Genomic DNA, 25,174 nt, shown 5'->3' with positions numbered 1-25,174 from the left:
GGATCAAGAGAAAAAACGGAGGGTCCACATCGTGGAAGCCGTAACCCCACGGGTGATTATTCTCTTGATCCCATAGGCAGCACCGCAGCCCATTCCCATGAAACAGGAATTTTCTGGTCGAGCAACCGAGGTTTGATCGGCTTAACACGTTGAAAAGGCTGTTCATCTTGTCGCGTTGAAGGGGCGTAGCGTTGGAAGTTCCGTGCTCGCCTTTGAGCCCCCCTCTCCCACAACCGGTGGAGGGCTCTGTCGAGCGCTCAGACATCAACTGAAAAGGGAAATCGAAAATCGAACACGTGCCATCGTCAGCGCGCAAGTTCGATCACGATTCCAATGTCGAGGTCTTGCCAAGCACGATCAGTCGTTACCGCCGTTGCGCCCAGTGAACCGGCCAACGCCAGGCAAGCCCGGTCGCCCAGCGAGAAGCCGGCCGAGCGGGTAGCGGCGCGCAACAGACCGGTATCAATCGCCAGTCCCATTTCGAGCGGAATGACAGTCAGCTCAAGCGCCTCTATGTTGGCGCGGATGCGATCATCGGGCATTCCGCGCTCCTGGAGCTTGGTCGCCACCTCAGCGAGGTTGACGGCGCTTATCACAGACTCCGGCAACGCCTCGATCACACGGTCGGAACCTCGCTCTCCATTAAACACGGCCAGCAACGCCGATGCATCCAGCACGACCTCACTCACGCGCGGCTTCCGCCCGGCGGTCTGCGATCAATTCGTCGACAAGACTAACGCCTGCGGGCACATATTTCCGCACTTCAGCCTGGATAGCCTTGATCACAGCATGATAAGAGCGGACGCGGAGCTCGCCATCGACGACTTCAAGACGTACGTTGTCGCCATCGGCAAGGCCGAGCTCCTTTCGAACGTCTGCGGGAATCTGAAGACGGCCGCCCGACACGATTCGGCCTCGATACGCTGTCATGACTGCCTCCAAGGTTGCTGTCGGAAACATATAGCACGACAGATTTCTTCCCGCCATACATTCGCGCAAACGTCTGTATGTTAGGTCGGCAAGTGAGGCAGAGCACTGGATCGCAAAGCCAACGTGCTTTCATGAGGAAGCCAACACGTGTGCCGTGGCGAAACAGACGCCAGCGGACATGCACTAAGTTACTCGGAGCGCCAAGTTGGCGGCACCCGATGTTCGACGATCTTGTTGATGACCAGCCGCCACAATTTCTCGGGCAAGTGGCCGATGAGAGGGCTTCCATCCGTACCAGCGCGTACGTCGGGGCCGACCCAGGTAAATTCATTAAGGTCGTTCCAGATTATTCGGGCGCGCGGATCTAGCCGTAGCTTGTCGATCACAGGTTGCGGGATAACTATGGAATTTTCCGGCGTGTAATCGCGTGTGGTCAGGGGCGCTGTGATCACGCGTAGGAAACCTCGATGTTCATATGTCGCGACGACCAGGCAGGGGCGAATCTTCCGGCCGTCTTCGCGCCCACCCTTATGCTCCCATCTCCATAGATAGACGTATCGAATGATTTGACCGGGTTGCGGCTTAGTCCAGGAGCTTGTTGTTGTCATAAGATTCGGACGTCGGTTCCGCATTCATGATGGCGCGAAGGGCATCGTTGCTCAATTCTTCGGGCGCAAGCGCAATGTGATCCAGTCGGGTAAGCCGCTCATATTCCGCAGCGGACATCATGACCACCCGCGCGGCACCGTTGCGTTCAACCGCGATAGGGTGGGTCATCGCCTCATCATAATAATAACCAAAGCGCTTCGAGACTTCACTCGACGTCACCTTATCCAAGGGCAGCTCCATAGAGGCTCCATAACTCAGGGCGGAACAATGATTCCGCTTTCTACGGAATATACGTATCATGCGGAAAGTTTAGAATCAAATCTTGAGCGGTGTGCCGCAAGCGGCCTCGGTTCGACTCTCGCCTTATGATCGCGAGGTTATATGAGGCGTGGGTAAGTCTGCATCGATGGCGCAAAGGTTTGGCCGCCACTGGCTCATCCTGTCGCTCAATCCTGACTCGCTGGGGGATTGCGTCAATTGCACGCGTGCAATTTTTTAAGGTCGACCTCGCCGGTACCAGGCGAGTAGCCCGGCGGGATCCTTCGCCAAGGCCTGGAGGGTGATGGGCTGGCCGATCGCCAGCTTCCAATGGGTGAGGTCATAGGGCGTCGTCGCCACCCGGCCGCGGCGGTCGACGGTGATGGCGTCGTCCGCCAGCTCATGCGCGTCGGCGGTGGCGAGCGCCTGGCGTTCGGCCAGCGCCATCCGCGTCTGCAGGGCTGCGCGCACCGGGCTCAGCGTCACTCGGTCGGCGAGGCGTGCGAGCGCGGCCTGCGCCTCGGCATAGGCGAGCAGCAGGTCGGGCGGGGCAGGGGAGGGGGCCATGACGCGTCCTTTATGCCGATTTTGTGGATCGCTGAAAGCCCGAATTATGGGAATTAGGAGACATGAAATTCAACGATATGCTATCTTTAGAAAGCCATAGATAGGGGTTTCACAAACGGACATGTGATAAGTGCAGTTATCACAGAAACGGATTTGACCTCTTTCGGCAAGCTGGGGTAGGATTAAGGCCATGGAACCGCCTGCGCCGCCCGACGAGACCGCTTCGATTTCCGCCGATACCGGCATCCCCGCGCCCGACGCCGCGGGCGATCTGATCGACGCCGTCGTGGCGATGCGCGCGGGGACACGCATCACCCTCAACGAGGATCTGATCGACGCCTATCAAGCGGCGAGCTCGCCGCACTCGATCCGCGCGTTGCAATCCGATCTTGAGGCGTTCGATCTGTGGTGCCGGCGCACGGGCCGCATCGCGCTGCCGGCGACGCCCGAAACGGTGGCCGACTATTGCGACGCGCGGGCGGGGAAGGGGGCGCGGCCCGCTTCGCTCGCTCGCTACAAAGCCTCGATCGCCAAGATCCACCAGTTGCTCGATCTGAAGGATCCCACGCAAGCCGAGTTGGTCAAGCTGCGGCTGCGCGCGATCCGCCGCGACTTGGGCAGCGCCCAGCGCCAGGCGCGGCCGCTGCGCTTCAAGGGGCCGGTCCGTGATGTCGCGACCGACACGCCGCGTGGGCTCAACATTCGCGCGCTGCTCGACAGCTGTGGTGAGACGCTGCCCGAGCTGCGCGACCGCGCCTTGCTCTCGACCGCCTATGACACCGGGCTGCGCGCGTCCGAGCTGGTGGCGGTCCAGGTAGGGCATGTCCTTGAGGCGACCGATCCCGAGGCGCGGCTGCTGCTGGTGCCGCGGTCCAAGGGCGACGCGGAAGGGGAGGGGGCCACCGCCTTCCTCTCGCCGCGCTCAGTTCGTGCCATCGCGGCGTGGATGGAGGCTGCGGGGATTGCTGAGGGGCCGCTGTTCCGGCGGGTGCAGGTGCGTCGGCTCAAGCCGCGCGCGGCAGTACCAGGCACACCCACCGGCCGCATGAACGCAGAGGGCAAGTGGGTCTGGCAGAGAAGCGAGGGCATTCCGGCACAGCCGGCCCGAACCGAATATGATGTTGGGGCAGGGGCGTTGCACCCCGGATCGATCGGGCCGTTGTGGCGCGCGATCATTCGGCGGGCGTTCGACCGCGGCGCCTTGGCCGACCTCAGCGCCGACGATTTGGCGCGGCTGCTCGACGGGATCAGCGCGCATTCGACGCGGGTGGGGCTGAACCAGGATCTGTTCGTCAGCGGCGAGGAGCTGGCCGGGATCATGGACGCGCTGCGCTGGAAAAGCCCCCGCATGCCACTGGCCTATAACCGCAACCTCGCCGCCGAGCAGGGGGCCGCCGGAAGACTGATGCGCAAGCTTGAATGAGCATGGCTCAAGATTGGGCCTGTGCTCATCGGCAAGCTATGGGGCGATCGCCGGATCCCGTCTCGTCAAACCCACTGGGATATGCTATTGGCATAGGCCGAGGAGTTGCCATGAACGCCCATCGCCACGTCAAGCTGTTCAAGAATGGCCGCAGCCAAGCGGTCCGCATTCCGCGCGAGTTCGAGCTGCCGGGCGAAGATGCGATTATCCGCAAGGATGGCGATCGGCTCATTATCGAGCCGGCCCCTGTTCTGTCGCTGGCTGCCTATCTGGCCACCCTGGAGCCGATCGACGACGATTTCGGTCCCATCGACGATACGCCGGCCGAACCCGTCGACTTCTGACCCATGTATCTCCTCGACACCAACATCTTGTCGGATCTTGTCCGGCACCCCGGCGGCGTGATCGGCGCGCGTATCACCGAGTTGCCCGTCGATGCGGTCGCAACCAGCATCATCGTCGCCAGCGAATTGCGGTTCGGGGCTGAGCGCCGGGGTTCGGAGCGCTTGACTGCACAGCTGGAGGGTATCCTCAAACGGCTTCCTGTCTTGCCGCTCGGTGAAAGCGCGGATCGCCATTATGGCGCGCTCCGTGCCGCCCTCGAGCGCCAGGGTACGCCGATCGGGGCGAACGACATGTTCATCGCGGCCCACACGCTCGCTCTCGACGCGACGTTGGTGACCGACAATGTCCGCGAATTCGCGCGTGTTCCCGGCCTCAGGGTCGAGAATTGGCTGCGGCCGGCCAGCGGATAACGGCAGCGCAATGATTTCGGCGCGTTTGTAGTGAAATTACGTAGTTCTAACCAAATCCGCTAGAACCAGCTAAACGACCTATAGGTGACCGGGGGTCATTTTATCTCTGGCCGGACCTGGGACTTTCGCGAATGTCGGCTTCAGGATCGGGAATCGAGGTAAGCCGACGTTCACAGCGCCTAGATTAAAAAAATTGTGGTGACGGCAATGCGCCCTTTGCGGTCGCTCGAGAATCGATTGGCACGGCCCCTGAGCGGTCATAGCCTGGCTAGAGCATTTTGCGCCGTGGCCGCCAATTTGCGTGCTCTCGCGCTTCGAGTTAATGCTCCCGACGTCCACGCAGTGGGGCTTCGTCCACTGTGCTTAGCTCAAATGCCACCCCGCGAAGTGTGGATGTTGAGACACACATCTAGGAAAAAAAACGGCAGAAGCGGTGTCCATGTGAGCCGCCCGAGTTGACCGGGTGACACCGCTCTTAATAGATGTTCAGGACAGTGCGGCCAACAAGAGCTTGCAGTCGAAGAGGGATGTGAAGATGGCTGGGTTCGTAAACCGTCAATGTTTCTCTGTTCCGGAGCTTGCTTGGGTACAGGGCGATCGGCTTCTCGGTTGCGGGTGGAAGTCACCTCGTTCTTAATAGTACGATCATCTCCAATAAAAGATAGCTTAAGATGTCACGCTAATGACTTGGGTGTGGGTTGCAACGAGGCTCCATAATCGATGGAGCTGATCAGAGGGAGGAATGCATTGAAAAAGCAAATGAAGCGCAGTCTCATGCTGTGCTGCGCTGCCAGCGCTGTCATACTGCCGACTATGGCTCATGCCCAAGGGCAAGGCGCTGCTCCGACCACCCCCAGTCAAACGCGAACTGAAGGCGAGGGAGCAGTCACGACCACCGAAATCGTCGTTACCGCCACTCGTGATGCACGTAGTCTCGTCGACGTGCCTATGTCAGTAAACGTCGCCACCGGTGAGCAGCTTGAAAAACTGCAGCTGTTCGATACAAAAGATGTGCAGCAACTTGCTCCAGGCCTTGAATTGACGAACACTTCGGGCCGCAACAATACGACTACCCTTCGCGGTATTTCTTTCGACCCCGATTCCGGAGTTGGTCCGACCGTCCAGACTTACGTCAACGAAGTGCCGGCCGATGCCCAGACCGTCTTCACCGCTCTTTACGACATCGGGCAAATCGAAATTCTTCGCGGTCCGCAGGGCCTTGAACGTGGCCTTCCTTCACCTGCCGGCGCTATCACGATTACCACGCGCCGTCCTGTCTTTGACGAGATTACGGGCTATGCACAAGCCAGCGCGACAGACGACAAGGGGTATAACTTTCAGGGCGGCGTGAGCCTGCCATTTTCGGAAAAATTCGCAATCCGGGTTGCTGGTCTGGTCGATCATAATCAGATCAATCAGGTTAAGAATATCAGCAATGGCGACCGCTCACGGTCCACCACAATGAGCGGCCGAGTAACGCTCGGCTTCAAACCGAGCGAGGCATTCACTGCCTATCTAACATATCAGTATCTCGAATCAGACGCACGGCAATATGCGCAGGTCGTGGGCGCTGGCTCGACAGGCGCAGCAGGTACGTCAGGGCCGGCCCTGGGAGTAGATGACTATGCATCAGTCATGGAAGGCCCGGCTCGGTTTAAGAACCGGTCTCATCAGATTACCTTCAACGGCCATTGGGATATGGGACCAGTATCGCTGGATGCGCTAGCTGCATACCAATATTCCAAACTGGATCAGCAACGTGATCAAGACGTGGCCAATGCCATTCCTGGCTACACGGCCGTTCAGCACGTCGAGACACCGTTCAAGGTACCTACCTTCGAGCTTCGACTTTCGACGAATGACGATGGTTCACTTGGCGGTGGCGTGGGGGCTTTCTATCAGAAACAGACTGGTACAACCAGAGTAGAACAGCGGGCGGACAACTTCTTCACCGCATTTGCGCCTGCGTCGTTTGGCTTGTTCTTACCGATCGGTGTAGATGTTATCGTTCCGTCAGACGTCGAAACCTGGTCTGTCAACGCGTTCGGACATGCGCGTGTTGGTAGCCTGAAGATCGAAGGGGGCTTGCGCTACACCAAGATCAATAACACACTTGTGAGCGACGTAATCATCAACTCGCCTGGATACCCTGGACTCCCGCTTTTCGGCATCCCTGCCATTGATCCTTTCACGGTAACTCAGAACGGTATTCCAGCGGGCCTGAGCAATCGGAATACGGATGCATTCACTGGTGGCGTCAACCTCACCTATGAGGTCAACGACGACCTGAATATCTATGCAGCCTATAATCGTTCATTCCGCGCCGGTACCGCAGGCGTGTCGGTGCCCGTGGGCGTATCGAACGATCTCATCGTAACTGATGACGAAAAAACCGACGCGTTTGAGGTCGGCGTGAAGGGCTCGACCTTCGACCGTAAACTTAACTTTGCTGCTGCCGCCTTCTATCAGAAGATCGACGGCTTTATTTCGCGCTTTGGGGGTATCACATATGACTGCCCCAATCTGCCCGCCGCATTTGGCGGTGGATGTGGGCCGGTACCGCCAGCTTCGCCTGTTGGCACCCCCGGCGATCGGGTCAACGACGGCGGATTTGACTTCAATTATAACGGCGATGCAACGATCAAGGGCGTTGAACTGACCCTTGACGCACATCCAACCACATTCTGGGACTTTTCGGTCAGCACCGCCTATGTCAAGGCGCGCTATGCCAATGATGCCAGGCTGCCCTGTAACGACTATAATGGTGATGGAACACCGGATGCGGAAGGGACGCCGGCGATTACCGGTCCTGGCAATGTGAGCTTCTGCAATATAGACCGCTTGTCAGATACGCCGAATTTCAGCCTGTCGGCCAACACGGAGTTGCGTTTCCCGATGGGTGGCTCCTTCACTCCCTTCGTGCGGGGATTGATAAACTATCGCCCAGGCGTTTATTCGCAGTTGAAGAACTATAGATATCAGAGCCGTACTATCCTGAATGTTTACACGGGCGTCCGCAGCGACGATGGAAAGTGGGAGCTGACAGGATTTGTCAAGAACCTGCTCAACCAGAAGCGGATTACGGACATATCGGCCGGCATCGCTCAGACCGCTGCTGCTGACGGCACGGCATTTGTTTCGGGTTATCGCACGATTAGTGCGACTGCCCCCCGTGAATTTGGCGCTTCACTCGCCTTCCGCTGGTGAGCTGATCAGAACTGAAAATGTAAGCGGAAAGGTGGCCGTCGCTGTAAAGCGGCGGCCATTTTTTGAGCGCTCGCTGAGCGACACAATGACTTACAAATCGCCCCGTTCTTCTCTTAAGGCGAGTTAAACACCACTAAGGCTGGTGGTCAGCCGCAATCTCGAGCTGCACAAATCGATAATTGAACTCGACAGCAGCCGGCTAGCGGTCCGCATATTTACTATGCCTGTTGGGCTAGATGATGTATTGCTCGTCGTCCCAGAGGTTCTCCAATCAAGAGAGGCTCATGAGGGTCGGCTGTAAGTCGACCCTTTTTTTGGCTTCATCACGTCAGGTGGCGTTAGACAAACCGGGCGAATTCTAAGGACAGCTTAAACGCCAGTGCCGGCACGCGGCGCCGATACGGCTGTCGCATCAGATGCACCGCAGCTTTCTGCCAAGTCGTGCAGCTCTTGACCGACCGTCAAGCGTTGGAAGAGCGCGCAAAGGTCGTTGGTTTCGCAGCGGCTTCGCCGACAAGGGTATGAGCAGCTTTCCTGAGCCGCTTGCCTCACACCGGTCATTCTGAACTCGGCCATTTGCGGTGCGTGGATGGGATAGCTGCCCGTCCGGACCTGGGGATCGAAAAATCGGCCCCTGAACGGCGACAAAGGGTCGTGGATTGCAAATTGACATGATCTACCATGCGTTTGACGTCTAGCGGGAGGCGCCATTCGTACGTTGCCCCTCGAAGCCGATGGCCGCATAAGGGCCTATGACAATCGAGTTACAGAACGTCGCCTCACTATCCAGAATCCAAGAAAATTGGCTTGCCGCGAAGGAACGGCGGTTACTCAACTGGCTCTGCGCCCAAATGCCCCCATGGGTCACGCCTGATCGCCTCACCGCTTTGGGCATGATCGGCGCGGTTATGATCTTCCTGGGCTATGTCGGGAGCAATCTGCATTCATCCTGGTTGCTGCTCGCCATCGCGGGCTATGTTGTGCAATGGTTTGGGGACTCGATGGATGGTAGCATTGCGCGCTTTCGCCGGATCGAACGTCCCTCCTATGGCTATTTCATCGATCATAGCTGCGACGGCTTCGCGACGCTGCTGATCCTCGCTGGGATCGGTCTCAGTCCTTTTGTTACCATGGACGTCGCGATGGCGGCGCTGGCCGGCTATCTGTTGCTGTCGATCCATGCCTATCTTTCCGCTCGCGTATTGGGAGAGTTCAAGCTGTCCTATCTGGCGGCCGGCCCCACTGAATTGCGGCTGATGCTGATCGGGCTGACGGTGATGATGATGGTCCTGGGCTCTGGTCCAGGATATTTCGGTGTCCTGTCGGGATTTGACCTATTCGTAGGTACGATAGCGCTTATCCTGATCCTGCTGTTCGTCATCCAGACGTTGGTCACGGGACGGCGCTTAGCCCGGTCTGACCAGGGAAATGACTGACATGCGAACCGGTGCGGATATTGCTGCCCCCATGATCCAGCTTCTGATCGACGTCGACGCACGAAGAGCAAAGCGGACGGGCCGCACCTGGAAACGGAAAATCGGCAACTGAACGACCGGGAAGGGTCGAGGCTGTGTAATAACGCCGTTTGATGGTAGAGTTTTCCGGGATTTCGGGAGACTTGCCGATGGGCCGTTTCGTGGGAGGACAGGACCGTCGGCAGGATTTTCTGCTGCCAGCATCTCTCGATGATTATGTAGCTGAAGATAACCCGGTTCGGGCCGTCGAGGCGTTTATCGACGAACTGGATCTGGTCGCGATCGGCTTTGCCGGAGCTACGCCGGCGCACACTGGGCGCCCGGCCTGCCAAGCGGATCGAGCAGGTGGAGGCCAGCATCGAGCGGTATCTCGCGGCCTTCGACCGTGCCGATCGGGAAGCCAGCGACGTGCCCCAGGGACGGGTGGATCAACTCCGTGAGAAGATCGCCGGCCTGCGTGGCCAGATGCGGTTCCTGAAGGAGATGGCCGCGCAAGTCGAAGCGGCACCCGATCATCAGGTATCCCTGACCGATCCGGATGCCAGGTCCATGAACAGCAGCGGCAGGGGCACTGGGATTGTCGGCTACAACCTCCAGGCAGCGGTGGATGCTGAACACCACCTCATCGTCGCGCATGAGGTGGTGAATGAGGGCAACGACCGGGCGCAACTCGCGCCAATGAGCCGGCTAGCCCAAGCGGCGATCGCCGAACCCGAAATCACCGTCCTGGCCGATCGCGGCGAACACGTGCTGGAATGCGAAGGCACGGGCATTTTTCCCTGCGTGCCGAGAACCGACACATCCGGCAAAGCCCAGCGCGGCTTATTCACCAAGGCCGACTTCGTGTACGATGCCGGCCACGACCATTACACCTGCCCGGCAGGGGCGCATCTGACCAAGGCGCGTGCGCGGTCCGATCATCATGGCGACATTGACCATTACCGCAACCTGAGCGCCTGCCACGACTGCGCTCTGCGGCCGCGCTGCACCACTGAAAAAGTGAAGCGCGTCAAACGATGGAAACATGAGGCGGTCATCGATGCCATGCAAAAGCGGCTGGACATGTTACCCCAGGCCATGGGCATCCGCCGCCGGACCGTCGAGCATGTCTTCGGCACCCTCAAGTCCTGGATGGGCAGCACCCACTTTCTGACCAAGACACTCAAAAACGTCAGGACCGAGATGAGTTTGTGCGTGCTGGCTTACAACATGAAGCGGATGATCCAGATCATGGGCGTCCAGCCCCTCATCGCAGCGATCCGGACCTGATCACGGCTTGCATCTTCAGCAACATCTTCCCCAGCCAACATCTCACCGAAATCTGCAGCCTTCGCTGCGCCGCGTTTTTACACAGCCTCGGTCGCGACCAGTCATTGCCTCGTGCAATATGCTCCCCATTCGTCCATCAACTTTCGCCTCTTCTCTAGAAGGTTTCCGCGCCGGTATGCGGCTTCCGTCTTGTCCTTGACCCGGTGGGCCAAGGCCGCCTCTGCGATTTCGCCGGGGTGATTAGTTTCCTCGCTGACCCAGTCCCGGAAAGCCGAGCGAAATCCGTGGGCGGTCACGCCCTCCTTCATCTCGCGGAGCAATTTCGTCAGCGTCATGTCGCTCATCGGGGCGTCACCTCTGACTCCAGGGAACACAAGCGAGCGCGATCCGATCCGCAGGTCCCGACATCGCTCAAGGATCACAAGCGCCGGTTCTGACAGGGGAATAACATGCTCGCGTGCCGCCTTCATCCGCGCGGCCGGGATGGTCCACAGCTTTTCTTCTAGGTTGAATTCTTCCCACGCCGCGCCTCGGACCTCGCCTGATCGCACGGCAGTCAAGATGGCAAAGCGTAGCGCGAGCCGACTGAAGGATTCTCGCTCCGTGAGCCTCACCATGAATGCGGGCACCTTCGCGTACCGTGGACAGCCTCAACCTCCGCAATGATGCTCTTAGCTTTCCTGAGCGTCTTCTCCGTCGGTTGCTGTGCGATAGCCCAACGGTCGATCAGGTCGCTAATCGGAATGGCTTTGGCTAGGTCATGGTGCGCCGTGGCGGATGCGAACGCGGCCGCCGTGTCGCCTTCCAGCACAGCGCGAAGGGCATTGCGGCCAACTTCATGCTTGTCCATCGTTAAGGAGAGGTCATCGCCGTGTCCGTCCAGCGCCGCTTGATGCATGGCAAGGTCCAGCCGCGCCATGTGAGTCCAGTCTTCAAGTCCGCCTTGTTCGGCTGCCTTCTCCCGCATCTGCCTAAGGCGTTCCACGAGAGCAGAAATCCGTACCTCCTGCGGGGCGTCCCTCAGCGCCGCTGTGATCCTAGCGCGGTCAGCCGCTCCCCCTCCCGCTTGCGCAAGCTCCCGTCGCCTTGCGTCAAACTCTTCATCCAGCTTGACCCACATAATAGCATGGAGGCTGCGGGCCTCTGCCGGATCGGCGGTGCCTAGAGCGATAACGATTTCCTTTTTGCCCCCGTAGGTGGCGATCAGGTCTGTCGGAACCCTGCGACGGGTCGAATAGCGCCCGTTACGGCGCAGCAGCTTGCCCATTTTCTCTGTACCACCTGTGCCATGTGTAACAATCACAGGCGGCACGCGGGGCCTAACGTCTTGATTTTCATGACTTCCCAAGGCTTTCAGCTACTTAGGGAAAGTTGGCGGAGACGGAGGGATTCGAACCCTCGGTGCCGAATTCTCAGCACGACGGTTTAGCAAACCGTTGGTTTCAGCCACTCACCCACGTCTCCAAACATGGCCTGAACACCCGCTTGGGGCGGGCAGCGGCTAGGCGAGGAGCGCTATAACGGCGGCTTTCGCGCAAGGCAACGGGTGTGTGCCATGAAATTCTTACAAACTTGTCCGCAGGATTCGTTCCAGCCCAGAATCGACTCGGGTCGCCGTTCGTTCATTGTCGTTTCAGCTTGCTTTCCGATAATCTGATAGTTGGTCGAAGAGCGGAAAATTCGGGGAGTAGCGGGCATGATCGGGATTTTAAGGCGTGCGACGGCTCGCAATGTGCGGCGGGGTGCGTTGGCATTCGCCGCCGCTGGCATGGCGTTCAGTCCAATTGTTGCGACGGCGCAGGTGCGCACGGTCGATCCCAACACCGCGATCGACGCGGACCTAGCGCCCGTTCCGCCCGCGAACAGCACCCCGACCGACCCCGGCATCGACCGCAGCGTGCCGGCCCCCAGCAACACGGCGCCGGATTATGCCCCGCCTGCGGCGAACAGCACCGCAACGGGCGCGCCGGTGACGTCCAACTCGCCCCCTGCCGCCTTGAGCCCGAGCGAATCCTATCAGGAAGATGACCTGATCGGAGCGGCCGAGGGCGTCTTTGGCAAGGGGGCCGAGGGTCTTGCCGGCATGATCGAGAAGATCCTGAAGGATCAGGGCCGTCCCAACGCCTATATTGCCGGTCGGGAAGCATCCGGCGCCTTTGTCGTTGGCCTGCGCTATGGGTCCGGTACGCTCAATCACAAGGTGGAAGGCAAGCGGGAGGTCTATTGGACCGGGCCGTCGATCGGCTTCGACCTGGGCGGCAATGCGGCCAACACCTTCGTCCTGGTCTATAATCTCTATGACACGCAGGATCTTTACCACCGCTTCCCCGCTGCCGAAGGCACAGCCTATCTCGTTGGTGGCTTCACGGCCAGCTACCTGCGTTGGGGCAGCGTCGTGCTGATCCCGATCCGCCTGGGCGTGGGTTATCGGCTGGGCATCAATGCTGGCTACATGAAGTTCACGGAAAAGCGGAACTGGCTGCCCTTCTAGAGCGGTTTTCGATCAATCTGGATCATATCCGCACGAGCTGAAATAGTTGGCACATTCGGTGGGCTGGAAGATGTCGACGAGCCTGCCGATGAGGCTCCACAGGCCGCTGATGGTGCGCTCGCCTGCTTTTCGGAGCGTGGCCTTGAGGCGGGAAAAGGCTTTCTCGATCGGGTTGAAGTCGGGACTATAAGGCGGCAGGAAGCGCAGCGTTGCCCCTGCCGCCTCGATCCGCTCACGGACCGCAGGTCGCTTGTGGCTCGAGAGATTGTCCATGATGACGATGTCACCAGGCCGCAGTTCCGGCACGAGAACTTGCGCAACATAGGCTTCAAACCAGTCACCGTTGATCGGGCCGTCCAGCACCATTGGCGCGACCATGCTGCTCATGCGGAGGCCCGCGACCAGTGTAGTGGTTTTGCGATGGCCATGTGGGTATCCCATCCGCAACCGCTCGCCTCTGGCACAGCGCCCGTGGCTGCGGGTCATGTTGGTGGCGGTCCACGTCTCGTCGATGAACACCAAACGTTCCGGTTCCAGATCGACCTGGCTCTCGAACCAGTCGTGGCGCTGCCTCAGGACGTCGGGGCGGTCTTGCTCGATGGCATGCCCAGTCTTTTTTTGCGCGTCATGCCCCGCCGCGCGAAGAAGCGGTGCAGCCCGGCAACCGATACTGTCAGACCCGCTTCGGCCAAGGCAATACGCAGCTCTTCGAGCGAGATGTCCTTGCGCGCCTCCCACAAGGCCAAGATGTCAGCCGCTCGCTCCTCTACTCGGCGGGATCGCATGTCGCCACCTTGCGGCTTGGAAGCAAAGGCACCCGTCTCGCGCCTCTGCGCATGCCAACGGATCGCCGTCGATGGCGCCACACCAAACCGCACCGCCGCCGCTCGGCAACTCAGCCCGCCATCAACCGCTGCCAGAAGCCGGACGCGCAAATCCATAGAGAGTGGGTGACCCATCCATGCTGGCCTCCTTCACCAGCACAGATTCTGAATCACAAATCAGCCCGCAAGGGAATCCCTTACCGATTCATAGCGGTCGAAAACCGCTCTAATCCGGCTCAAAGGACAAAGCTGAGCTGCTGGCCTCCCTCGACCGGCTCTTCGGCGTCGAGATTATGCACCCCAAGACCCAGCAGCCGAGCCCCCATGGGTAGGGGCAGCTGGGCGAGCAGCAGGGCGCGCGCTGTTGTCGCCAGCAGATCGGGCGACCGAACCGGGGCGCCCATGCTTTTTGACCGTGTGATGATCCGGAAATCGGCGAATTTGATTTTCAGGACGATGGTGCGGCCATAGGCGCCGCTTTTCTCGATCCTTCCCCAGAGGCTTTGCGAGATCCGGTCTATTTCGGCGACCAGCGCGTCCTGCGTTATCAGGTCGTCGAAAAATGTGTCCTCGACACTGACGGATTTTCTTTCCTGCCGTTCATGGACCGGCCGGTCGTCCTCCCCGCGCGCGGCACGATAATAGAAGGGAGCAGCGCTGCCGAAATGCTGCTGAAGGAAAGGCAGGTCCCGTCCGCGAAGGTCGGCGCCGGTTTCAATCCCTAACGCCTGCATCCGCCGCGCCGTCACCGGCCCTACGCCATGGATACGCCGAACAGGCATCTCCGCCATGAAGCCTGCTCCATCGCCGGGCCGCACGACGCAAATGCCGTCCGGCTTGTTCTGATCTGAAGCGAGTTTGGCGATCAGCTTGTTGTAGGAAACGCCCGCGGAGGCGGTGAGACCCGTTTCTTCGTGGATCATGCGCCGGATTTCCTGGGCGATGACCGTTGCGGAGGCCAGGCCCGGCTTGTTCACAGTGACGTCCAGATAAGCCTCGTCAAGCGAAAGCGGCTGAATAATGTCGGTGAAGCGGGCGAAAATCTCCCGCACATGAGCCGAAACGGCGCGATACACTTCGAACCGGGGCTTCACGAACAGAAGGTCCGGACAGAGCCGCCGCGCCCGCGCGCCGGGCATGGCCGATTTCACGCCAAATGTGCGAGCCTCATAGCTGGCGGTGGCCACGACCCCTCGCGGGCCGCCGCCGCCCACGGCGATCGGCTTGCCCCGCAACGCCGGGTCGTCGCGCTGTTCGACCGACGCATAAAAGGCATCCATGTCGATATGGATGATCTTGCGCGGCCCGGAATCCATGGCAGAGGTTTATGCCACAGCAGGAACGAAAGCAAAACGCGGAAGGCGTCGTCAGGTCAGGACTTCTTGTCCTTCAAGGACTGGAGGACAGCAAAAGGACTGGCTTGTTCTTCCGACAGGACGCCTGCTTCCCGCAGATAGGAGTCCGCGTCGGCAGAACGGGGATAGGGCGTCATGGCCAAGGCCATGGTTTCGGCGACCGCTTCCCCCATGTCGATCGTCTGCCCATCAAAGCCGATGACGTCGCAATCGTCCGAATCGATCTCCAGTTCCTCGTCATCGCCTTCATCGTCGCGCTCCGCGACGAAGCGCAGCAGGAATTCGCTGTCGATCTTCTCGGGCACGGCGACACCGGTAGCGACGCAGGGCTGGGCCAGTTCAGCCCGCACGCGCCCGCGTGCCTCGATGCCGCTATCATTTTCGCTCAGCGTATAATCGGCATCAAGGCGGCTGAGCGAAAGCAGATGGAACCGCCTCGCCAACGCTTCCCGCTCGCTGGCGTTGGCGGTGATCGTCACTCCTTGCGCATGCCGCGCGATCTGATCAGCGCGCACCGGGCGAGAAAATTCGGGTGCCGGGTTGCTCATCCAATATCTCCGGTCAGCAAAGCTTCCAGCGACAATCCGGAAAGCCGAACCCAGCGCGATCGCAAGCGAGATTCGACATGATTGATCGCATCATCCCCCGGCGTCGCGCCACGATACAGGTTGCGCTCCAGCGCTTCCCGCAGTTCCGCCTCGCCCAGCAATGCTGCCTTATAGGCTGACAGCCTGCCGCCCAGCGCGCTCACCATCCGGCCGATATGCTTGCCCACCACGACGTCGCCCACGCCTTCCTGACGCAGCTGGCCGTCCATGTCATCTACGAACAATTCCGTCAGCCACACGCTTTCCTGCGCAGCGCCGATCGCTTCCATCCGCATCAGCACCTGGGCGAGGATGGCGACGATCATGTCGAACCGGCCGTCCATGGTGTCGGGGACCTGGCCTTCCATATACCAATGCGGCTGACGTCCTTCATGGACGATGGCCTGATAGAGCGGCTGCATCGCGTCCTTGGGATCGGTTTTCGCAAACAGGCGCTGAAAGAGGTTTGGCATGTCGAAGCAGTTTCCTGGCTGAGCTGAGCGGAGGCCCCCTTGCCGGGGGTCGCGCATTTCCATATTGATCGGCGGGCCGCGCGATGCAATGGCGGCTTTGGTTTTCGCGTTTTCCCGGGGCCTGTCCCGGCAGGAGAAGTTCATGCGTCAGTTCAGCCGACATCTGTTGCTCGCCGTCGGCCTTGGCGCGCTGGTCCTTGGTACATCCGCTTGCACCCGCATCCGGACACATCAGGGCTATCAGGTGGATAAGCTGCTGGTCGATTCGATCCAGCCGGGTATCGACAACCGTGCCTCGGTTGAAGGAACGCTGGGCCGACCCAGCTTCACCGCGCAATTCGGGGATCAGGACTGGTATTATGTGTCGCGCGACATGCGGGCGCTTGCCTTCTCCAATCCCAAGCCCGTGGCTCAGACGGTGTTGCATGTCCGTTTCGACCCGGCGGGCAATGTGACTGCCGTCGATCGCATGGGGCTTGAGCAGGTCGCCAAGATATCGCCCGCGGGCGATAAGACGCCGACTCTTGGCCGCCATCGCAGTCTGTTCGACGAGATTTTCGGGAACATCGGCGCGGTGGGCGCCGGTGGCATGGGTGGCGGAGGCGGCGGTAGCAATACCGGCGGTGGCGGTCCTAACGGTTCCTAAGGTCCGGATAGCAAGGCTGGCCGGGGTCAACGCTCCCTTTTCGCAGCAGTCTTATTACCGGATTCCCCCTGGCGGCTGTGGCAAGAAAGCATCGCCTTCGCGAGTCTCGAGCGGGCTTGCATGCCAGTATCGGTGACATCAAAAAATTCCGGCGATCCAAGTCATTGGACTTGTTTGGAAACATGGTTAATTTTTCGCGTTAATAAATAGAGACTCGCAACGGCGACGGCTCAGGAATATGCTCAAGCAGTGCCGTCGGCAGTAAGACTAAAGTAGTATATCTCGCGCTGCACGTACGGCGTACTACATAAGGTTAAAGTCAGAATATAACGCATTAACAGTTCGTTAGCGAATTCTGGCACTAACCCTAAATTTCCGCGAGCAGTTCAGGACTCTTGTCGCGCAAATATGCTAGTCATAACTCGTTGAAACGAAAAGAAAGGGTCGCACTGCAGGCATTTGGAAACTGGTCTTTCACGCTTCGTTTGGGGCCTGCTAACGAAGGTGGAAGGGATCATGAGGGGAATACCCAATGGCTTACCCAGTCAATGTGCGTCTGTTGTGCGGTAATGCAATTGTTAGAGAAGGGCTGAGCCGGATCCTCACTGAACGAGATTTCCGGGTTAACCAATATCCCAATATTGCCGCTGCACTCCAGAAGGCGGAGGTGCCGGAAGAAGATACCGGGCCGTCGCTGCTTCTGGTCGATAATGGAACCGAAGAACTTGATGCGGACAGCGTTGCCGTCCTTCAACGGCGATTTCCCTGTTCCTATCTGGTGGTTCTGTCCGACCGGTTCGATTTCCAGACGATGCTGAAAGCCTTCCGGCTTGGTGCAATGGGCTATATCATCAAGGAAATCAGCTGCGACCGCCTGGTCGCGACGCTGCACCTGGTGGCGATGGGCGAACGGGTGCTTCCGCCGCAACTCGCTGATGAATTGCAGTCGCGGCCGACACTCACGGACGCGCTGGAGGTTGAACGGCCAGTCGATGCTGCCAGCCTGTCGGATCGCGAGCTGGAAATCCTGCGCTGGCTGATCATGGGATGCCCCAACAAGGTGATTTCCAAGAGAATGGATATCAGCGAGGCGACGGTGAAGGTCCATGTGAAGGCGGTGCTGCGCAAACTGCGCGTCAAGAACCGCACGCAGGCTGCGATCTGGGCAGCCAATCATGGAATGCGTGGACGGGTGCCGGAGGTAGAGCCGGTAGTGCCAGTGGAGGTGACGATCCCTCATCCCGCGCAGCTGCCGCAGCTTGAATTGGCTGCCATGCCGCTCAGCCGTGCCTGAACTTGACCGTGGCCTGAAAAGGGCTGCGGTCACCCCCTCATAAATTCTGACTGATGCTCCTGCGCGCAAACGCAGGAGCATCAGTAGCCGGGGCGGGGCAGGGCTTCGGCCTGTTGAACAATAGCAAAAGCTGCTATGCTGACCCCGTCCAAGACTCAAGGCGGGAGAGGTCCCATGGCCACGCGCTGGACCATCAAGGGCAAGGAATTTGTCCACTGCAATTGCGCCTATGGTTGTCCCTGCCAATTCAATGCGTTGCCGACGCATGGACATTGTCAGGCCGTTGCCGCGATCGACATCGAACAGGGCCATCATGATGACACCGACCTTTCGGGCTTGCGCATCGGCCTGATCGTCGCCTGGCCGGGGCCGATTCATGAAGGCAGGGGCGAAGCCGTTCCGATCGTCGATGAACGGGCAGACGCGACGCAGAGAGAAGCGTTGCTGCGCATCATGAGCGGGCTGGACACTGTACCCGGCGCCACCTTCTTCCAGGTTTTTGCCACGACCTACACCAGGGTGCACGATCCCGTATTCGCGCCCATCGACCTGCGGGTGGACATTGACGGCCGATCCGCCCGGCTGGCTGTTCCCGGCTGGATCGATGCGCGTGGCGAGCCGATCGTCAACCCGGTCACGGGAGACGCCCATCGTGCGCGCATCAACCTGCCGCAGGGCTTTGAATATGATGTGTGTGAGGTCGGTCGCGGCTGGGCGAAAACCCAGGGGCCGGTCGATGTGCAGCTCAGCGATTCCCATGCGCAGTTCGCCGAGCTTCACCTGACCGAGAGTGGCGTTGTCCATTAGGCCGGTGCCACCACCAGACGGCACGACATTTGTTGTCCATCAGCTATTGTCGCGAAACAGCCTGATCGTCGGAGCGGCGCTGCTGCTGCTGGTGATGATGGCCTGGATGTGGCTCCTTTCCACGCCGGACGCCTCTATGGCAGACATGGCGGGGGCAGGGATGGCGGACATGCCGATAGGCGGAATGCCCATGGCCGTCCAGCCCTTGTCGCCCAGCTATTTTCTCGCCGCCTTCGCCATGTGGTCGATCATGATGGTCGCCATGATGCTTCCTTCCGCCGCGCCCATGATATTGCTGCATGCGCGGATTGATCGAGCGACCAGTCACCATGCGCGTTTGCTGCACAGCCTTATGGTCATGGGCTCTTATCTGCTCATATGGACAAGCTTTTCAGCGATCGCGGCTGGCGCACAGGCCCTGCTGCTGCATGGTGGCTATTTGTCAGCCGAGACGCTGTCTCTGGGTGGTCGCCTGGGCGCTGCTGGCCTGTTGCTGGTGGCGGCTCTCTATGAATTGACGCCTGCCAAGCATCGCTGTCTGGAAAACTGCCAGTCGCCGCTCATCTTCATTCATCGCCACTGGCGCCCCGGTGCAGGCGGCGCCTTCCAGATCGGCATGCGACATGGGCTTTATTGCCTGGGCTGCTGCTGGGCGCTGATGCTGCTGCTGTTTGTGGGCGGCGTCATGAATCTCGCCTGGATAGCATTTTTCACATGCCTGGTCGCAGCCCAGAAGATGTCGCCGCGGCGTTGGCGGTTGGACCGGTGGACCGCTGCATTCCTGTTTCTCGCGGCACTGTTTGTCGCGCTTCGCTGACGCTGTGTGACCCACGCGGCAACGGGGGCCGTATCGGAGCAACCGCTGCATCGCGCGGCAGTTGCTCCGATGCCGGACTGTCAGCCGATGATTTCTTCGAAGATGGCCATGGTGCGTTCGAACCGCGCGAACAGATCATCAAGCTCTTCGGCGGTGATGATCAGCGGCGGGCAGAAGACGATCGTATCGCCCAGTGCCCGCACGATCAGGCCCTGCGTCAGCCCGATTTCGACCAAGCGCGCCCCGGCCTTTACTGCGGGGTCGAAGCTGGTCCGGTTTTCAGGATCGGCATAAAGCTCGATAGCGCCCACCAGGCCTGCGCCACGCACTTCGCCGACATATTTACGACCTTCATAGCTGCGCAGCGCCTTCCAGAATTGCGGCATCAATGACTGCACGTGGCCGACCACATTATCTTCTTCGTAGATTTTGAGCGTTTCCAGCGCGATGGCGCAACTCACCGGATGGCCCGAATAGGTGAAGCCGTGGCCGAAGGTGCCGATGGTGCCGCTGTTCCGGGCGATCGGCGCATAGACCTTCTCATTCACCATCACCGCCGAAATCGGTGCATAGCCGGATGACAGACCCTTCGCCGTGGTGAGGATGTCGGGCTTCATGCCGAAAGTGGTCGAACCGAACATCTCACCCGTCCGGCCATAGCCGCACACCACTTCGTCCGCGACGAGCAGCACGTCATATTTCGTCAGTACCTTCTGCACCTTTTCGAAATAGGTTGCTGGCGGAACGATTACCCCGCCCGCGCCCATGACCGGTTCGGCGAAGAAGGCGGCGACCGTCTCCGGCCCTTCCTCCAGGATCAGCTTTTCAAGATTGTCGGCGAGGCGGGTCGCGAAATCCTCTTCGCTTTCGCCCGGTTCGGCATAGCGGAAGTAATGCGGGCAATCGGTATGCAGAATATTATGGATGGGCAGGTCGAAATCGCGATGATTGGTGACAAGCCCGCTCAGGCTGGCCGAGGCCACGGTAACGCCGTGATAGGCGTTGCGCCGGGCGATGATCTTCTTCTTCTCCGGCTTGCCGATGGCGTTATGATAATACCAGATCAGCTTCACAGCAGAGTCGTTTGCTTCAGATCCGCTGTTGGCAAAGAACACCTTCGACATCGGCACAGGCGCGATCGACAGCAGCTTATTGGCAAGCGCGATCACGGCTGGATTGGAACGTCCGGTGAAGGTGTGATAATAGGGTAATCCACGCAGCGCTTCGCTGCCCGCCTTGGCCAGGCGCTCGTTGCTGAAGCCCAGAGAGGCGCACCACAGGGCAGACACTGCCTCAAGATAGCGGTTCCCCCGATCGTCTTCCACGAAGACGCCATCGCCCTTGGTTATGACGAGGGGACCGACCTCGGGATGGGTCGCTAAGTTCGTGAAGGAGTGGAAGTGAGCTGCAATATCAGCTGCAGCATTTTCGCTGGGATCGTACATTATCTTCGTGCTTCCGATCTTTTAGAAACTGACATTTCGGCCGTCTCCGAGATGGATATGCGCCCGACGACCATTACGCGCACGGGATCGACTTACCCTCATCCATGCAGGGAAGTAGCGTGCCCGTCGGATGCATAAGAATTTTGTGGACACTTATCAACACATGATCATGGAACGGGGCGGTTTGTCTGCGATTCCCGTCGAGTGAGGGCGGCGAACAAGTCCAGATAGAGCGATTTTCCAGCTTTTCCCCGGACCGGGATGCTGAATTGGGTCAATCCATCCATATATGCGATTCTCAGGCCCAATGATGGAGGGTAGTTGGAGCTGCCATGACCCGACGCGTGCCCTTTCAGGACTTTGCGCCGCCCATACGTCCCCAGTCACCTCTTCGGCGAGCAATCACCGCCGCCTACCGGCGGGAAGAACCCGCGTGCATCGTGCCGCTGCTGGAAGCCGCGACTCTTGAGCCATCGGATCGCGAAGCGATCAGAAAAGTTGCTCGCCTGCTCGTGACCACGCTCCGCGCCAATCACAGGGGCAACGGCGTGGAAGGGCTGATACAGGAATATTCACTTTCCAGTGAAGAGGGCGTGGCTCTGATGTGCCTCGCCGAAGCATTGCTGCGTATCCCCGATCATACGACACGCGACGCATTGATCCGCGACAAGCTTTCTGATGGCGATTGGGGATCGCATCTGGGCGGCGGCAAATCACTGTTCGTCAACGCCGCGACATGGGGCCTGGTCGTGACCGGCAAGCTGGTCGGCAGCGTCGATGATGATGGGCTGGGCGCCGCGCTTACCCGGCTGGTGGCGCGCGCGGGGGAGCCGGTGATCCGTCGCGGCGTGGATCTCGCCATGCGGATGATGGGCGAACAGTTCGTCACGGGCGAGACGATCGGGCAGGCGCTCAAGCGCGCTCGCAGGCTGGAAGCGAAGGGCTTCCGCTACAGCTACGACATGCTGGGTGAAGCAGCGACGACCGCAGCCGATGCCGATCGTTATCATGCCGATTATGAGCGTGCCATCCACGCGATCGGAAAGGCGGCGCGCGGACGCGGCGTGTATGAAGGCCCCGGCATCTCCATCAAGCTTTCGGCGCTGCATCCCCGCTATACCCGCGCTCAGGCGGATCGGGTGATGGGGGAATTGCTGCCCCGCGTCCGGCAACTGGCCCTGCTCGCCAAAAGCTATGATATCGGCCTCAACATCGATGCCGAGGAGATGGACCGGCTCGAACTCTCCCTCGACCTTCTCGAAAGCCTGGCGACAGACGCGGGATTGGCCGGATGGGATGGCTTGGGGTTCGTCATTCAAGCCTATGGTAAGCGCTGCCCTTTCGTGATCGACTGGATCATCGATCTTGCCCGGCGTTCAGGACACCGCATGATGGTCCGTCTGGTGAAGGGCGCCTATTGGGACGCGGAGATCAAGCGCGCCCAGATGGACGGCCTTGGCGACTTCCCGGTCTACACGCGCAAGGTGCACACCGATGTCGCCTATATCGCCTGCGCAAAAAAACTGCTCGCCGCGCCCGATGCGGTCTTCCCGCAATTTGCGACCCATAATGCGCAGACCCTCGCGACCATTTACCGCATTGCCGGGCCTGATTTCAGCGTCGGCCAATATGAGTTTCAGTGCCTGCACGGCATGGGAGAGCCGCTGTACGAACAGGTCGTGGGAAAGGAAAATCTCGACCGCCCGTGCCGCATTTATGCGCCGGTTGGCACGCATGAGACGCTGCTCGCCTATTTGGTCCGCCGACTGCTTGAGAATGGCGCCAACTCCTCCTTCGTCCATCGTATCGCGGACCCGGCGATTTCGGTCGATGACCTGATCGCTGATCCGGCGGAGCTGGTCCGTGCCATGCCCCATCCCGGCGCGAAGCATGACAAGATCGCCCTGCCTGCCGATCTGTATCCCGACCGGCGCAATTCGACGGGCTTCGACCTTAACGATGAAAGCACGCTCGCCGCCCTGTCGCAGGCCCTTCGCGATAGCGCCGCGATCGAGTGGAGGGCGGCCCCGACCTTCGGTTCAGGGGAGGCGCGCGCCATACGCAATCCAGCCGATCATCGGGACAGGGTCGGCACGGTGGTGGAACTGGCGGCCGAGGACGCCGCTGCCCTCGCGTCCCGTGCCGCGACATCCGATTGGGGTAGCAGGCCGGTGGAGGAGCGCGCAGCCATTCTGGAACGCGCCGCCGACGCGATGCAGGCGCGCATGCCGATCCTGCTCGGCCCGTTGATCCGCGAAGCCGGAAAATCTCTTGCCAACGCGATCGCGGAGGTTCGCGAGGCGGTCGATTTCCTCCGCTATTATGCGGCGCAGGCACGGGCCAATATCGGCGCCGGGCAGGGTCCTCTGGGACCGATCCTGTGCATCAGCCCGTGGAACTTTCCCCTCGCAATCTTCACCGGTCAGGTCGCTGCCGCTCTGGTTGCAGGCAATCCGGTGCTGGCAAAACCCGCAGCCCAAACGCCACTGATCGCGGCGGAGGCCGTGCGCTTGTTGCATGAGGCGGGCGTGCCCCGGCATGCCCTTCAACTGGTGCCGGGCGATGGCGCGTTGGGCAGCGCTCTGGTAGCGGCGCCGGAAACCGCAGGCGTGATGTTCACAGGATCGACCGCCGTCGCGCGGCTGATCCAGGGCCAGCTTGCCAAGAGGCTTTCACCCGCAAGCCACCCTATTCCGTTTGTCGCCGAAACGGGCGGGCAGAACGCGATGATCGTTGACTCGTCCGCTCTGGCCGAACAGGTGGTGGCGGACGTGCTGGTCTCCGCATTCGACAGCGCGGGTCAGCGCTGTTCCGCGCTGCGCATACTCTGCTTACAGGAAGAGGTGGCGGATCGCATTCTGCTGATGCTCAAGGGCGCGTTGCGGGAAATGCGCGTTGGCAGCACCGATGCGCTGAGGACGGACATCGGGCCTGTGATCACGCAGGCAGCAAAGATGGCGATCGATCAGCACATCGCCAAAATGCGCGAGCGCGGAAAACGGGTTGATCAACTCGCCCTGCCTGCCGAGGCGGCGCACGGCACCTTCGTTGCGCCAACGATTATCGAGATCGACGATATAGCCGAGTTGGAGCGGGAGGTTTTCGGCCCGGTTCTGCATGTCGTGCGTTTCCGCCGGGAACGGTTGGGCGCGCTGATCGATTCGATCAACGCCACTAGCTATGGGCTGACCTTCGGCCTTCACACCCGGCTCGATGAGACCATCTCTTATGTCACATCGCGGGTGAGAGCGGGCAATCTCTATGTGAACCGCAACATGATTGGCGCGGTTGTCGGCGTCCAGCCGTTCGGGGGCTGTGGGCTCTCTGGAACGGGACCTAAGGCTGGCGGGCCGCTTTATCTTGACCGGCTGGTGACGCGGCCATTCGCATGTGGATGGAAGTCGCGGTATCCGGCTTCACCCATCCATGATTTCGCAGATTGGCTGGAAACAAAGGGCGAAATCGGCAGCGCGGCGAAAGCGCGCAACTACGCCGACGCCTCTGCTTTGGGAGCGGAACGCGCGCTCGCCGGACCAGTCGGGGAACGCAATCTTTACAGCCTGCATCCCCGTGGTCAGGTGCTGATGAAGCCCGCGAGCCGAGATGGCTTGTTCGAACAGATGGCCGCCATCCTTGCGACCGGAAACCGGGGCGTGGTTGCGGAAGCGCTTTCCGACGATTTGCCCCAAAATGTCGCCGCTGCGTTTGCGGCCCTGCCTGACGGGCCTTATGCAGTGGCCCTGGTGGAAGGAGATGAGGCAGCCGTTGCCCGAGCCGTGGCGGAAGTCGCGGCGATGCCGGGGCCTATCATTTCCGTTCATGTAGCCGAGCTGGACCAGCCCCTTGCCTATCATTGCGATTGGTTGCTTGAAGAAGTGTCGATCTCCATCAACACGACCGCTGCCGGGGGTAATGCCAGCCTGATGATGATCGGATAGCGCT

At 60.1% G+C, this 25,174-nt stretch carries 23 protein-coding genes, 1 tRNA gene and 1 pseudogene; 12 read left to right on the top strand and 13 right to left on the bottom strand.

All coding sequences use genetic code 11. The annotated features are described in order from the left end of the window. Positions 1–305: 305 nt before the first annotated feature. From AC6JBC_RS00745 to AC6JBC_RS00725, 5 genes are all read right to left on the bottom strand, one after another. Positions 306–689 carry a type II toxin-antitoxin system VapC family toxin gene (locus AC6JBC_RS00745; RefSeq protein ID WP_498024831.1) on the bottom strand — a complete coding sequence of 128 codons (384 nt, stop codon included), beginning with the start codon at positions 687–689 and terminating at the stop codon, positions 306–308. Further along, the gene (locus AC6JBC_RS00740; protein ID WP_100239726.1) at positions 682–930 is read right to left on the bottom strand and encodes an AbrB/MazE/SpoVT family DNA-binding domain-containing protein; all 249 of its coding nucleotides are present in this window, start codon (positions 928–930) and stop codon (positions 682–684) included. The genes AC6JBC_RS00745 and AC6JBC_RS00740 overlap by 8 nt, the downstream gene beginning before the upstream one ends. A gap of 188 nt (positions 931–1,118) precedes the next feature. Next, entirely contained in the window at positions 1,119–1,382 is a 264-nt protein-coding gene (locus AC6JBC_RS00735; RefSeq protein ID WP_498024830.1) for a hypothetical protein, read from the bottom strand. A 130-nt stretch (positions 1,383–1,512) separates the two neighbouring features. After that, entirely contained in the window at positions 1,513–1,779 is a 267-nt protein-coding gene (locus AC6JBC_RS00730) for a type II toxin-antitoxin system Phd/YefM family antitoxin (protein ID WP_498024828.1), read from the bottom strand. A gap of 255 nt (positions 1,780–2,034) precedes the next feature. Beyond that, positions 2,035–2,364, bottom strand: a complete 330-nt coding sequence (locus AC6JBC_RS00725) for a hypothetical protein (protein ID WP_498024827.1) — start codon at positions 2,362–2,364, stop codon at positions 2,035–2,037. Positions 2,365–2,554: 190 nt separating this feature from the next. Between AC6JBC_RS00725 and AC6JBC_RS00720 the strand changes: the two genes are divergently transcribed. The 6 genes and pseudogenes from AC6JBC_RS00720 to AC6JBC_RS00695 all read left to right on the top strand — a co-directional run bounded on the left by AC6JBC_RS00720 (position 2,555) and on the right by AC6JBC_RS00695 (position 10,493). Continuing rightward, a complete protein-coding gene (locus AC6JBC_RS00720) occupies positions 2,555–3,787 on the top strand; it encodes a site-specific integrase (protein ID WP_498024826.1) in 1,233 nt (410 codons plus the stop codon). A 110-nt stretch (positions 3,788–3,897) separates the two neighbouring features. Beyond that, positions 3,898–4,131 carry an antitoxin gene (locus AC6JBC_RS00715; RefSeq protein WP_498024825.1) on the top strand — a complete coding sequence of 78 codons (234 nt, stop codon included), beginning with the start codon at positions 3,898–3,900 and terminating at the stop codon, positions 4,129–4,131. A gap of 3 nt (positions 4,132–4,134) precedes the next feature. Next, the gene (locus AC6JBC_RS00710; protein ID WP_498024824.1) at positions 4,135–4,542 is read left to right on the top strand and encodes a type II toxin-antitoxin system VapC family toxin; all 408 of its coding nucleotides are present in this window, start codon (positions 4,135–4,137) and stop codon (positions 4,540–4,542) included. 759 nt (positions 4,543–5,301) lie between these two features. Beyond that, positions 5,302–7,749 (top strand): TonB-dependent receptor, encoded by a 2,448-nt coding sequence (locus tag AC6JBC_RS00705; protein ID WP_498024822.1) that lies wholly within the window; start codon positions 5,302–5,304, stop codon positions 7,747–7,749. Positions 7,750–8,501: 752 nt separating this feature from the next. Further along, the gene (locus tag AC6JBC_RS00700; protein ID WP_498024821.1) at positions 8,502–9,185 is read left to right on the top strand and encodes a CDP-alcohol phosphatidyltransferase family protein; all 684 of its coding nucleotides are present in this window, start codon (positions 8,502–8,504) and stop codon (positions 9,183–9,185) included. A gap of 188 nt (positions 9,186–9,373) precedes the next feature. Beyond that, positions 9,374–10,493 (top strand): annotated as a pseudogene (locus AC6JBC_RS00695) (transposase). Between the two features lie 101 nt (positions 10,494–10,594). Here the strand turns inward: AC6JBC_RS00695 and AC6JBC_RS00690 are convergent. From AC6JBC_RS00690 to AC6JBC_RS00680, 3 genes are all read right to left on the bottom strand, one after another. Next, positions 10,595–11,110, bottom strand: coding sequence for a tyrosine-type recombinase/integrase (locus tag AC6JBC_RS00690; RefSeq protein ID WP_498024820.1), 516 nt, complete (start codon positions 11,108–11,110; stop codon positions 10,595–10,597). Continuing rightward, positions 11,104–11,796 (bottom strand): DUF6538 domain-containing protein, encoded by a 693-nt coding sequence (locus AC6JBC_RS00685; protein ID WP_498024819.1) that lies wholly within the window; start codon positions 11,794–11,796, stop codon positions 11,104–11,106. Before AC6JBC_RS00685 ends, AC6JBC_RS00690 begins: the two co-directional genes overlap by 7 nt. 69 nt (positions 11,797–11,865) lie before the next feature. Further along, positions 11,866–11,957, bottom strand: a tRNA-Ser gene (locus tag AC6JBC_RS00680). A 232-nt stretch (positions 11,958–12,189) separates the two neighbouring features. On the opposite strand from AC6JBC_RS00680, the gene AC6JBC_RS00675 reads away from it, so the two are divergent. Then, positions 12,190–12,984, top strand: a complete 795-nt coding sequence (locus tag AC6JBC_RS00675; RefSeq protein ID WP_498024818.1) for a DUF1134 domain-containing protein — start codon at positions 12,190–12,192, stop codon at positions 12,982–12,984. A gap of 12 nt (positions 12,985–12,996) precedes the next feature. Here the strand turns inward: AC6JBC_RS00675 and AC6JBC_RS00670 are convergent. From AC6JBC_RS00670 to AC6JBC_RS00655, 4 genes are all read right to left on the bottom strand, one after another. Beyond that, positions 12,997–13,943 (bottom strand): IS630 family transposase gene (locus AC6JBC_RS00670; RefSeq protein WP_498024816.1). Its coding sequence is split into 2 segments (ribosomal slippage): positions 12,997–13,607 and positions 13,607–13,943, totalling 948 coding nucleotides; the frame shifts between segments, so codons are not numbered across the junction. Between the two features lie 101 nt (positions 13,944–14,044). After that, positions 14,045–15,124 carry a DNA polymerase IV gene (gene dinB, locus AC6JBC_RS00665; protein ID WP_498024815.1) on the bottom strand — a complete coding sequence of 360 codons (1,080 nt, stop codon included), beginning with the start codon at positions 15,122–15,124 and terminating at the stop codon, positions 14,045–14,047. A gap of 56 nt (positions 15,125–15,180) precedes the next feature. Beyond that, positions 15,181–15,711: a YceD family protein gene (locus tag AC6JBC_RS00660; RefSeq protein WP_498024814.1), complete on the bottom strand. Its 531-nt coding sequence runs from the start codon at positions 15,709–15,711 to the stop codon at positions 15,181–15,183. Continuing rightward, on the bottom strand, positions 15,708–16,223 hold the full coding sequence (locus AC6JBC_RS00655; RefSeq protein WP_498024813.1) for a ubiquinol-cytochrome C chaperone family protein: 516 nt from the start codon (positions 16,221–16,223) through the stop codon (positions 15,708–15,710). Before AC6JBC_RS00655 ends, AC6JBC_RS00660 begins: the two co-directional genes overlap by 4 nt. Positions 16,224–16,311: 88 nt before the next feature. Here AC6JBC_RS00655 and AC6JBC_RS00650 point away from each other — a divergent pair, with 88 nt between their 5' ends. From AC6JBC_RS00650 to AC6JBC_RS00635, 4 genes are all read left to right on the top strand, one after another. Continuing rightward, positions 16,312–16,869, top strand: coding sequence for an outer membrane protein assembly factor BamE (locus AC6JBC_RS00650; protein ID WP_464787803.1), 558 nt, complete (start codon positions 16,312–16,314; stop codon positions 16,867–16,869). 532 nt (positions 16,870–17,401) lie between these two features. Continuing rightward, positions 17,402–18,163, top strand: a complete 762-nt coding sequence (locus AC6JBC_RS00645; protein ID WP_464787804.1) for a LuxR C-terminal-related transcriptional regulator — start codon at positions 17,402–17,404, stop codon at positions 18,161–18,163. A 174-nt stretch (positions 18,164–18,337) separates the two neighbouring features. Further along, positions 18,338–18,970: a DUF1326 domain-containing protein gene (locus tag AC6JBC_RS00640; RefSeq protein WP_498024811.1), complete on the top strand. Its 633-nt coding sequence runs from the start codon at positions 18,338–18,340 to the stop codon at positions 18,968–18,970. Continuing rightward, a complete protein-coding gene (locus AC6JBC_RS00635; protein WP_498024810.1) occupies positions 18,960–19,787 on the top strand; it encodes a DUF2182 domain-containing protein in 828 nt (275 codons plus the stop codon). The genes AC6JBC_RS00640 and AC6JBC_RS00635 overlap by 11 nt, the downstream gene beginning before the upstream one ends. Before the next feature lie 80 nt (positions 19,788–19,867). On the opposite strand, the gene AC6JBC_RS00630 is transcribed toward AC6JBC_RS00635, so the two are convergent. Further along, the gene (locus tag AC6JBC_RS00630) at positions 19,868–21,232 is read right to left on the bottom strand and encodes an aspartate aminotransferase family protein (protein WP_498024808.1); all 1,365 of its coding nucleotides are present in this window, start codon (positions 21,230–21,232) and stop codon (positions 19,868–19,870) included. 332 nt (positions 21,233–21,564) lie between these two features. Here AC6JBC_RS00630 and putA point away from each other — a divergent pair, with 332 nt between their 5' ends. After that, entirely contained in the window at positions 21,565–25,170 is a 3,606-nt protein-coding gene (gene putA / locus AC6JBC_RS00625; RefSeq protein WP_498024807.1) for a trifunctional transcriptional regulator/proline dehydrogenase/L-glutamate gamma-semialdehyde dehydrogenase, read from the top strand. The last annotated feature ends 4 nt before the right edge of the window (positions 25,171–25,174 follow it).

Source organism: Sphingobium sp. RC1 (assembly GCF_059738765.1).
Note: the sequence above shows the minus strand (reverse complement) of the source record. Positions and strands in the feature narration are given on the sequence as shown.